Annotated in this window: 3 protein-coding genes; 2 read left to right on the forward strand and 1 reads right to left on the reverse strand. The window is 68.2% G+C overall.

Features of this window, described 5'->3' with window-relative positions; all coding sequences use genetic code 11:
- Positions 1-1,197 (forward strand): glutamate dehydrogenase (locus D6689_22875; protein RMH36068.1); only part of this gene is annotated, 1,197 nt, incomplete at its 5' end.
- Positions 1,198-1,203: 6 nt separating this feature from the next.
- Here the strand turns inward: D6689_22875 and D6689_22880 are convergent.
- Positions 1,204-2,991, reverse strand: coding sequence for an AarF/ABC1/UbiB kinase family protein (locus tag D6689_22880; protein RMH36069.1), 1,788 nt, complete (start codon positions 2,989-2,991; stop codon positions 1,204-1,206).
- Positions 2,992-3,077: 86 nt separating this feature from the next.
- Between D6689_22880 and D6689_22885 the strand changes: the two genes are divergently transcribed.
- Positions 3,078-3,302: hypothetical protein (locus tag D6689_22885; protein RMH36070.1), on the forward strand; the 225-nt coding region annotated here is incomplete at its 3' end.

Raw genomic sequence — 3,302 nt, forward strand, 5'->3', positions numbered from 1 at the left:
AAAGCCGCGCGCCTGCTCGATCTCGGGCCGCGGGTCGAGACCCAACTGCTCACCCCGAAGCGCGAGGTCAAGGTCGAATGCACGCTCGAGACGGACGACGGCCACATCGCGACCTACATCGGGTATCGCGTGCAGCACGACGACGCGCGCGGGCCGATGAAAGGCGGCATCCGCTACCACCCCGACGTCGATCCCGACGAGGTCACCGCGCTGGCGATGCTGATGACCTGGAAGACGGCTGTCGTCAATCTGCCGTACGGAGGCGCCAAGGGCGGCATCAACTGCGACCCGCGCAAGCTCAGCGACGGCGAACTGCAGCGACTCACCCGCACCTTCGTCGAGGGCATCCACGACCTGATCGGGCCCGACATCGACATCCCGGCGCCCGACATGGGCACGAACGCGCGGACGATGGCGTGGATCACCGACGAGTACGCCAAGTTTCACGGGTGGCAACCCGGCGTCGTGACCGGCAAGCCGATCGAACTCGGCGGCTCCTACGGGCGAGAGGCGGCGACCGGTCGCGGGGTCGTGTTCGCAATGGACAACCTGTTTCGCGACGACGGCACCACCGTCGGCCAGATGCGCTACGCGATCCAGGGGTTCGGCAACGTGGGCTCGTGGGTGGCGCGGCTGATTCACGAGCGGGGAGGGAAGGTGATCGCGGTGTCGGACATCGGCGGCGCGATCGAACACCCGGAGGGAATCGACGTGCCGGCGTTGTGCGATCACGTCGAGCGGACCGGGACGGTTGCGGGGTTCGCCGGCGCCAATGCCACGAACGCCGACGAGCTGTTGTTTGCCGACGTCGACGTGGTCGTGCCGGCGGCGCTCGGCGGCGTACTCACCAAGGACAACGCCGCCAACGTGCGCGCGCGCTACGTGATCGAGGCTGCGAACCACCCGGTCGAGCCCGAGGCGGACGAGGTGTTCGAGCGCCGCGGCATCACGGTGCTGCCGGACATCTACGCCAACGCCGGTGGAGTGACCGTGTCGTACTTCGAGTGGGCGCAAAACCGCCAGCACTACCGGTGGGAGGAGCAGCGCGTCAACGACGAGCTGCGCGCGGTGATGGACCGCGCGTACGCCGACCTGCGGGACGCGCGCGCCAAGTACAACTGCTCGTGGCGCACGGCCGCGTTCGCCCTCGCGGTGGCGCGGGTGGCGCGGGCGACGGCCCTGCGCGGCATCGGCTGACCGGGGCTATCGGCGGCGGCGCAGCCGCCGGCGCCCGGTCCACCCCGCCCACAACCACATCGCCGCCGACACGCGCATCGTCCACCACGCGGCGTCGGCGCGGCCGGCTTCGCCGCGCCCTTCGAACACGACCGCGAGCGCTGCCGCGGCGATTCCGATCGCGCACAGCATCGCCTGCTGGCCGAGGTGGTACAGCACGCGGGTCGACCGCTCCAGGTTGTGAAACTGAACCCGCAGTTCGCCGCGCTGCGCGGCCGTCATGAACTTGCGCAGCTCGCCCGGCAGGGCGAACGCCGCCAGCGCCAGTTCCTTGCCGGTGTCGACCACGAACGCCGACCAGTCGCCGTCGTCGCCGAGCACGAATTTTTCGAGGTAGGGCCGGATCACCGTCATCGGGTTCATGTCCGGATCGAGCGTCGTGCACAGGCCGGTGAGCAACAGCAGCGTCCGCTCCAGCAGGATCCACTCGCGCGGCACCTGGAAGTTGGCGGTCAGCTCGCGCAGCGAGATGTCCATCCGGCGCAGATCGGCGAGGTTGTCGAGCGACTTTTGCGGGTCGAACTTCAGATCCTTGAGGTTGAACGACTCGATGTGGACGTGTTCCTGAAACTGGTGGTGGAAGTATTCGATGACGCGTTCGAAGACCGCGTTGTCGGCGCCGCGCGCGACGAATCCCATCGATTTCATCGCGCGCACGATGCGCTCCGTGTCGCGCGCGATACCGCCCTGGATCAGGTCGATGATGCCGTCGCGCATCGCGGGCGACACCTCGGCGACCGCGCCGAAGTCGAGGAATACGATCTGCGGGCGGCCGCGGGCATCGGTCCGGACGAGCAGATTGCCCGGATGCGGATCGGCGTGGTACACACCGTCGGTGAATATCTGTTGGCAGTACAACTCGACGACGAGCCGCGCCACCGCGGAGCGATCGATGCCTCGCGCATCGAGCGCGGCGACGTCGCCGATCTTGACCCCGTCTTCGAACAACGTCGTGAGCACGCGCTCGGTCGAGTAGGCGTCGACGACCCGCGGAAACGCCACGTCGGACCGATCGAGGAAGTTTTCCGCGATGCGGTCGATGTTGCGGGCCTCCATGCGGAAATCGAGTTCGTCGAGGATCATCGAGCTGATCTCCGCGTGCACCTGGTCGAGGCCCTCGTAGGACAGAAACCACTCGACGATGCGAAAGATGCGCCGGAGCGTCTTGAGGTCGCTGCGGACGATGTCCTCGATGTCGGGGTACTGCACCTTGACCGCGACCTTCGACCCGTTGGGCAGCCGAGCGATGTGCACCTGGCCGATCGATGCGGACGCGACCGGCTGCTCGTCGAACTCGGTGAACAGATCGTGTGGCGTCTTGCCGTCGAACTCCTCGCGAAAACGCGCCTCGATGTCGCGGTAGGGGCGGGGCGGCACGCTGTCTTGCAGTCCTTCGAGCTGCCTGCGGAACTCCTCGGGCAGAAAGTTCGTCATGATGCTGATGAGCTGGCCGATTTTGATGAACAGCCCCTGCAGAGACAGGATCGTGCGCTCGACGCGGCGCGCGTTGCGCAGGTGTTTGCGCCGCAGGACCCGCGCCATCGCCGCCTCCGATCGGAACCGAGCCTGGACCCGCGCCGACAGGTAGCTGGCGACGACCACGAACGTGACCCAGTACGCTTTCACGAAGCGCCACGCGCGGGCCGGCGGCTTGGCACACGCGCACCGCGCCGCCGCGCCCTCGCCTGCGCGCGCGGCGGCGGACAGCGCGTGCGGACCGGCCGCGATTCCGTCGCCCCGCTGGGTCGGCTGCATCGGCGAAATCATAGCCCGGACGGGCGCGCGTCACGCGGCGCGCCGGCGGGCTTGACACGGCGCGTCGGCCCGTCCAACGTAAAGGGGTGTCAAACGCCGGGAACGCGCCGAAATCGGGCAACCGCGACCCCGACTTGCTCGACGACCTCGACGACAAGGACGGGCGCCTCCGCGCGCGGCTCGAGGCGTTCATTCCCGATCTCGTCCGGCGTGGCCTCGTCGCCGGGGTCGGCGCGGTCATGTCCACCGAAGAGGGGCTGCGCAAACTGACGCGCGATCTGTCGCTTCCCAAGGATGTCGCCACCTATCTC

The sequence above is a fragment of the Deltaproteobacteria bacterium genome, from assembly GCA_003696105.1.
Classification (GTDB): Bacteria; Myxococcota_A; Polyangia; order Haliangiales; family J016; genus J016.